11 protein-coding genes are annotated in these 7,069 nt (G+C 46.0%); 2 read left to right on the top strand and 9 right to left on the bottom strand.

Going from position 1 to position 7,069, the window contains the following annotated elements; translation table 11 throughout:
• Positions 1-719 (top strand): ATP-binding cassette domain-containing protein (locus KK062_RS28325; protein WP_254087761.1); only part of this gene is annotated, 719 nt, incomplete at its 5' end.
• Complete coding sequence (locus tag KK062_RS28320; RefSeq protein WP_254087760.1) at positions 691-1,668, top strand: ABC transporter permease; 978 nt, start codon at positions 691-693, stop codon at positions 1,666-1,668. The genes KK062_RS28325 and KK062_RS28320, both read left to right, overlap by 29 nt.
• Positions 1,669-2,009: 341 nt before the next feature.
• On the opposite strand, the gene KK062_RS28315 is transcribed toward KK062_RS28320, so the two are convergent.
• The 9 genes from KK062_RS28315 to KK062_RS28275 all read right to left on the bottom strand — a co-directional run bounded on the left by KK062_RS28315 (position 2,010) and on the right by KK062_RS28275 (position 6,911).
• Positions 2,010-2,513 (bottom strand): DMP19 family protein, encoded by a 504-nt coding sequence (locus tag KK062_RS28315; RefSeq protein ID WP_254087759.1) that lies wholly within the window; start codon positions 2,511-2,513, stop codon positions 2,010-2,012.
• Entirely contained in the window at positions 2,510-2,908 is a 399-nt protein-coding gene (locus tag KK062_RS28310; RefSeq protein ID WP_254087758.1) for a hypothetical protein, read from the bottom strand. Before KK062_RS28310 ends, KK062_RS28315 begins: the two co-directional genes overlap by 4 nt.
• An 8-nt stretch (positions 2,909-2,916) precedes the next feature.
• The gene (locus KK062_RS28305; protein ID WP_254087757.1) at positions 2,917-3,402 is read right to left on the bottom strand and encodes a hypothetical protein; all 486 of its coding nucleotides are present in this window, start codon (positions 3,400-3,402) and stop codon (positions 2,917-2,919) included.
• Positions 3,403-3,573: 171 nt separating this feature from the next.
• Positions 3,574-3,978: a hypothetical protein gene (locus tag KK062_RS28300; protein WP_254087756.1), complete on the bottom strand. Its 405-nt coding sequence runs from the start codon at positions 3,976-3,978 to the stop codon at positions 3,574-3,576.
• Between the two features lie 16 nt (positions 3,979-3,994).
• A complete protein-coding gene (locus KK062_RS28295) occupies positions 3,995-4,654 on the bottom strand; it encodes a hypothetical protein (protein WP_254087755.1) in 660 nt (219 codons plus the stop codon).
• Complete coding sequence (locus KK062_RS28290; RefSeq protein WP_254087754.1) at positions 4,651-4,944, bottom strand: hypothetical protein; 294 nt, start codon at positions 4,942-4,944, stop codon at positions 4,651-4,653. Before KK062_RS28290 ends, KK062_RS28295 begins: the two co-directional genes overlap by 4 nt.
• A gap of 191 nt (positions 4,945-5,135) precedes the next feature.
• Complete coding sequence (locus KK062_RS28285; RefSeq protein WP_254087753.1) at positions 5,136-5,687, bottom strand: hypothetical protein; 552 nt, start codon at positions 5,685-5,687, stop codon at positions 5,136-5,138.
• A gap of 245 nt (positions 5,688-5,932) precedes the next feature.
• On the bottom strand, positions 5,933-6,469 hold the full coding sequence (locus tag KK062_RS28280) for a hypothetical protein (RefSeq protein ID WP_254087752.1): 537 nt from the start codon (positions 6,467-6,469) through the stop codon (positions 5,933-5,935).
• Positions 6,444-6,911 (bottom strand): hypothetical protein, encoded by a 468-nt coding sequence (locus tag KK062_RS28275; RefSeq protein WP_254087751.1) that lies wholly within the window; start codon positions 6,909-6,911, stop codon positions 6,444-6,446. The genes KK062_RS28280 and KK062_RS28275 overlap by 26 nt, the downstream gene beginning before the upstream one ends.
• Between the last annotated feature and the right edge of the window lie 158 nt (positions 6,912-7,069).

Raw genomic sequence — 7,069 nt, 5'->3', positions numbered from 1 at the left:
ACATGACCGCGCTCGAAAACCTGGTATACATCGGCGAGCTGAACGGCATTCCGCGCTCCGAAGTCCGCGATCGCGCCGTCGAGATGATGGACATGGTAGGCCTTCGGAACGAAGATCTCCATAAAAAGACGTCGGCCTACTCGCGTGGCATGAAACAACGGTTGGGATTGGCTGACGTGCTGATCAAACAGCCCGACGTTATCATCCTGGACGAGCCTACCCTCGGTATCGACCCCAGCGGCGTACGCGATTTCCTAGACCTCATCCGTCAGCTGAGCCGTCAGAAAGGCATCACGGTGTTACTTTCGTCACATCACCTGCACCAGGTGCAGCAGGTCTGCGACCGCGTGGGCATTTTCGTCAAAGGAAAGCTTCTGGTAGAGGGCAGCTTAGATACATTATCAAAAAAACTGTTTACCGAACGATACTACGAAACTCGGGTAACGGTTCAGCATGCACTTACTATACCGTGGAAACACGAACCGGACCTCCTTCAATTGCCCGCCGTTCAAAAACTGGCGGTGGACGGCCATACCATCGACATCACGTGCACGAGCGATACGACACCCGACATTGTTCGCTTTTTTGTGGAGCGGGGATATGATGTCACCGGCGTGCACCGGAAGGAATACGGCCTCGATGAAATCTATCAAACCTATTTTGAAAACAATCTAACAGGAGCAGCAGTCGATGAAAAATCTGGTAACCTCGTTGAATAACTCCAGCCCTTTCGGGGTCATGGTGCGAAAAGAAATTGCCGGCCACATTCGCAGCTGGCGATTTATTGTGCTGTTAATGCTTCTTTTGCTCACGTTCTGGGGATCGATGTATATCTCGCTCAGTAACATTCGAACAGCCGTCTCGAACGCCAAGGACCCGGATGCCTTATTTTTATACCTGAAATTACTGACAACAACAGACGGTACGCTACCACCTTTTCACGTGCTCCTTAATTTCCTGGGCCCCTTGCTGGGTATTAGCCTTGGCTTCGACGCGATCAATTCAGAGCAACAGGGTGGAACGCTCACCCGCATCATGGCACAACCGGTTTACCGGGATAACTTACTGTTATCCAAATTTGTGAGCGCGCTACTGATGCTCAGCGTGCTGTTCCTGGCACTGGCCATGCTGATGACGGGCGGCGGCATGATACTGACCGGCGTACGCATGGAGCCCGAAGAAGTACTGCGAATCTTGAGCTTTATTGTACTCTGCGTCGTATACGTCGGGTTTTGGCTGGGTCTCTCCATCTTGCTCTCGATCCGATTCAGGCAAGCCGCCACCTCGGCGCTTACGGCCATCGGCATCTGGTTGTTTTTTACCGTGTTCTATCAGATCGTCATCAGCCTGGCCGTCAAAGCTTTTATTCCCCGATCGCACGCGCTTTCTGAAAGTGATGTTCTTCACTACAATGAGATCATTTTAAATCTGTTGCGCCTGGCGCCCAGCCAACTGTATACCGATGCAACGACCACGCTGCTGATGCCCTCCATCCGCAGCCTCGGGCCCGTTACGATGGAGCAGATGTCCGGCGCCATACCCACCCCGCTGCCGTTTGTACAGAGCCTGATGATCGTGTGGCCACAAGTCAGCGGACTGATCGCCGCCACCATGGTTTGCTTTGCCTTGTCCTATTACTTATTTATGCGACGGGAGATCAGAAGCTGAGCTATATCCATTCCAACAGTTAGGAGTTTGTCGATAGCGTTGCCCGCCCCATGGTTGCATGGTCCGGCGGGCTTTTTTGCGTCGGACGGTTGAGTCGCCTGCCCCAAATCTTCAGATTCGCTTATGATTCTACCTTCAACATTACAACGACTACAGCGGGGCCGGCGGAAGATGGGCTATATTCCTGGTAAGACTGCCAACAGAATATTGACGGAGACGTATAAAATCCGAAGTAACGGAACTTTCTTGCTGTCTGAAACTACGGACCTGAGAACCACCATCCATAAGCCCTATAGATAGCATTTTAATAAGATTTGAAAAGACACATCAACAACAGAGTCCTACGCTGAAATAAATTGCTCCCTATATTCCCTAATATACGTCACTCGTCTCGCCTCCAAACGGTCCACTTCAATCACCTCATAAAATTCTTTATCCAACGGATAAAATTTATCCGGTTCAGCCTGGTCCGCCAGAATCGACTCGCATACCTCGTTCGCTCGCCTAACAATGTCTGCTACCGATTTTGCACCAATAGCGATAAGATTTGGCTCCAGAAACTGATTTAACTCACATTCTGTATTAAAATAGAAGCCTCCAAATCCACCGTTGAATATTTTCGTTTCTAAAATATAGATTGAATAAATAATTTTTTGTCCACTAGTCAAACCAGCATATATTTCTCCGTAGGATTTGTTCTTGCTATTAAATTGTATACTGTCGATTATCAGCTGCGTTACGTCTTCGTCCGGTGTGTTTTTTATCAGATCGTCTGTCAATCGATCATGAATCGGCCGAACTTTGTTAAATATTTTCGAAAAGTCGTATCTATTATCTTCACTCATAAGCCTGTATTATTTTCTCTTAACCCTTCTTCGAATGTGAATGCCTTCAGGTCCTGCTTAATCTTCGTTAGATCAATCGACTTATAGCCATTGCTGAAATAGTCGACATTTTTAACGCCTTCATTTGCGATCAGAAAGTTGATGATAGCATGAACGTGATCCAACGTTTCGGTGTCCTGCATTCTCGTCAACTCTTTCAGGTCCATAAACAAGCTGCATTGGCCGGGCGTATCGGTGTATCGTCTTACGCGTAGCGTGCGACGATCCGGCAAGGAAAACAAATAGATGTAGTAGCAATAGGCGTAATTGTAAGATCCATCGCTGTCCTTTTCTCCCACATCTTCGTGGTAGGTCCTGGACCAGAGGATTTTTTTTACGTTTTTGGGGGATGCCATGGGAGACGTTAGGCGCCGGTCTTTCTACTTTTGATTATCTGCAACTCCTTTTCTTCATTTGTTGGCCACAAATGAATTTCATAAAAGTCCTCACCCTCCAGTCCATCTTCACTTATTTCGTCTAGATTTCCGTAATAAATTCTCGCCCTGTAAATTCCTGTATTCACTTTAATTCTCATGGCATCGGGTAGATAGTCCGTACAACCCGCGACTACGAGCGTATCTGAACTTGTTTCCAGGTCACATTCGTTTATTTGTCCTATCGTGCCTAATTCGCTCAGCATATCCGGCTCTTTGTCGAACAGCTTAATTGTTACCGGCACAGTCATGTTTCTCACTGTTCCGACAGTAATGATTCCTGGTCCCAACGCAAGAAGCCTGTCTAGCGTTTGTTGATTCCAGTCTTCGGACAAACTTCCGTCAACCTTCTCATCCTGGATGTAGAATTGAAAGTAGTCCGCAAACAGATCGATCTTTATTTCTTGCGTGATCATTTCATTTAAACGCTTCGTTGCTTCATTTTTATATCGTTTGCTACTTTATCCAGGCCAGCAGGTACCGCATTACACAAATTTAATTCGCCCTAGTATTCAGTCCTTTCCCTTGTTTCTTTTTTTCCGATACCGAACTGCTGAAAACAAAAAATCTCCAAAAAAGTCATAGAATCATTCCCCAGATTTAAAATCCCTAAGAAGATAAGTAATTGATCTATCCTCCAGATCCATTAGAAGTAGTGAATCCGTTGTGACTTTCAAAATCAAGGACTTCGAAATCCATCCATCAAAATCTATCTTAATAGTATCGGCAATAATTTGATACTTATAACTTTTTAGATTATCTACATAAAAGATCGAGTCATAAGAAATATCAAATACAGCGTTACTTCCCTTCTCCTTAAACCAAGCTCCCGTCAATGCTTCCGGAGATACATTATAGGATCTTACATTCTCTTTATCCTCGTTTTGTTTCTTCTCTTCATGAATGATAACACTCTCCCTTGTCTTATTTTTTTCTTTACAGCCTAAAATAATCAGACTTAAAGAAATTAAGATAATTTGTTTTTTCATCATTTCTTAGGTTCGTCATCTATCGTGGCGGCCGGTTCAAGGTTGGACTCCTTTCCATAAACTCCTTTGTAGCCTCGTCCAATAAATAGATTATTGGTTTGCACCAAATACAATCGTCATAAAATCCCGTTGAATCTGGCGGATTTACAATTAGCATTCTACTATTTGGTTTAAAGCAATAGCCTCGTGTGGCGCCCGGAGCATCGTAAACTTTCCCTGTTCTTCTGTCAACAATCACCGCCTGCTGACAAGGTGAACCACAACCCCACGAAGCAAACGTGTAGTGTCCGGCAAAATTTACTGTATCCGCGTTGTAAGCGTTCCTTATCCTTGTTTTAAACATACCGGCGCCCTTTTTTGAGGAAAGGTCCAGGGTAGCTTTCGCTGTGCCCATGTCTACACTATCTGTTTGAAAGTCCTGAAAAGAGATGTAGGGCTCAAATTTTATGGAAGAATGATAGATCTTTCCCTTTTCGATTGTCGTGTCTCCAAAAATCCTGATGTTGTCGCTAGAGATGATGAGTCCGGCGGGTGGTTTTTTGGTTTTAACATTGGTTACCGTTGGCTCACCTGGGATCATACGTGTACTGTCCTGGTCAGCCAGACCAAGTGATTCTTGCTTCTTGTCAGAGCAAGCGCCCGCTATCAGCGTGAATATCAATACAGGGATAAATCTCATTCTATACATGCTGTCGGAAACTGGCCCGTTGAGGTACATCCTATTCGAATTTCCTTCCCCATCGGTACAAAAATGAAAGTCAATGTCATACTAATCGCGGCTCCGATGGCAAGAATCTTCAATCGCTTTTTTGTCTTCGCTACAAATCGGGCAAAGGGTTCATCCTCATACAGATTTGCAAAGTCTACTTTGTCTGGAAAAAACTCCAGATAACTAAAAATTCCGTTGTACCTACCATCAAGAAGCTGATAGTCCTTATCGGACAACATACCCCTTTCTTTAAAATTCACAATAAAATCTCTGAGTTTTATGATCCTCCTCTTATTTAAGACGATCAATAGGACTATATGTACCATGTTGGATGCGATGAGGACGAAGTAAAATACTTTCAAATTCTCGCTCATGAGTTTGTATTAAAGGTGTCGTGCTTATTGTTTAAAATCGAAGCGTCTTAATAGCTTCGATTATTCTGTGTCCCATTCTATTTACATTTATCGAGTTTCAACGCCAGCATTTCACCTACCTCTTTCGCGCCGTCATGGCCTTGTGAATAATCGTTGTATACCCATGTACCATTTTGCTTTTCTAAATAGCCTTTAATGCTATCAAAAATTGGAGTTTTGGCAGCCGTAACGTTAAACGCATCTTCATGCACGCCAAATTGCTTTAGCCGTGTCCACTTGTTATTACATAAAGAATAAATTTCACAACTGTTCACGTTACTAACGTCCAGGTAGTCAATCACCAATGCAATTTCATCTTTTCCATCCGCATTGATGTCGCCAATGTTTATCAAACAATACAGTCCCTGAGCAGGTCCTACATGCAATGTGTCCTGGTTATTTTTATGCGTGGTCAGATACACGTCGGCATCACGGTCGACAAACCACTGTACAACGGTGTCCCACTCGTTTTGGGTTGGATCAGGCGAATTGTCAATTTCAGTTCTTGTCAGCCTGGAATAATTGTGCTGAAAAATAGTATCTTCTCCCCCATCTCCGTCAAAGTCACCCCTGGCGAAGAGCTTCTTCAACGTATGGAGTTTAACATTATCCCCAGCGTTAGCCGGAACGACGGAATAATTCTCAGTCGTTTTTTCCGGCGGTTCCTTACAACCCAGGAGTCCTAAAGCCAGGACCACTATGTACCATGCATATCGCAAGGTCATCCTTTAACTATCATATAACACGAGAATAAATATTCCTGAAAGATATGTTTTTTCCCCAAACAACGGGAGGAAAATTGCCGGCACCGGACGTTAGCGATGCTATACCTGTTTTAAAACCTACGCGATGGAAGCTCCACCGGCCGCTGGCTGGCGATCAGGGCATGGATCTTTTCCAGGATCTGCTCTTCGTATGCCCGTAGCTGTTGCTGGCTCTCATGCCCCGCGCCGAACTCCTCGCTGATCGAATAGCTTTTTACGAAGTGACTTTTCTTAGCCCCTAAGGCATAGTGCCAACCGCCACTCTCTTCGCTCACAAAGACAACGGCATCTTCCAGCCGCATCAGCTTTTCATGTTGATTTGCGAGACCACTCTTAAAGATGCCATTCGCCGACGCATCAAAGAGATATCGAATGTTTGCCTTTACCAGGATATTGTACAGACTGTGCAACGCCAAAAAAACCGACAACACGTACAGCACGAGACGGCCATCCTGACCGATCGAATCGGGCACGATGGGGGTCACCGACGCCAGCAGTCCCGCGGCCACCAACAGCCACCGGGACCGCCTCACCAAGTGCGAATAAGGCTTCAGCGACAGCGAGCCTGCTGACGCGACGATGTTATACCGTTGCCGAATGTCCTGCATGCTTTATTATTTCCTCGATTTCATTGAGCAAATTCTGCATGGCGCGCCGGGTGATGCCGTTGCATACCATGGCCACTTTCGGCTTGCCGTCCCGGCTATACCAGACGTTCAGGGAGGTGTTTACCGTGATCAGGGTGTGCGTCACCCGCACCATTTCAAACTGCAGTATGGCGTCCAGCGGAACGATGGTTTTTCGCGCAAACAAGCCTTTTGTCAATACCATCTCCCGCTGCGCCAGATCGATCACGGTGGACTCCCTTCCGATCGATACCAGAAACAGCATCGTGACGCCAGCCGCCATCCACATCACCCAAGGCATGTTCCCCACATACCCGCCGAACCCGGACACCGCCAGAATGATCGAAATAAACAACGCAAATCCATAGCGTCTATTCATAACATATTGGTTGCGTTGCTCGGTAAAGTATCTGTATCCTTTCATGGGTAGCGTTGTTGCTCCGCAAGATTAGGATAGGAAGGCTGCCGACCAAGCCGGATAGGCAAACGGTTGCTTTCGCCTTGTATTCAGCCACGCCCGGTAGACATTCCGGAAGCCATTCGATTTCCCGAGACAAATCGTTGAAAATGAAGGCGTACAAG

It is taken from the genome of Dawidia cretensis (assembly GCF_018598175.1).
In the GTDB taxonomy this organism is placed as follows: Bacteria; Bacteroidota; Bacteroidia; order Cytophagales; family Cyclobacteriaceae; genus Ohtaekwangia; species Ohtaekwangia cretensis.
This window is presented reverse-complemented; position numbering and strand designations above follow the sequence as displayed.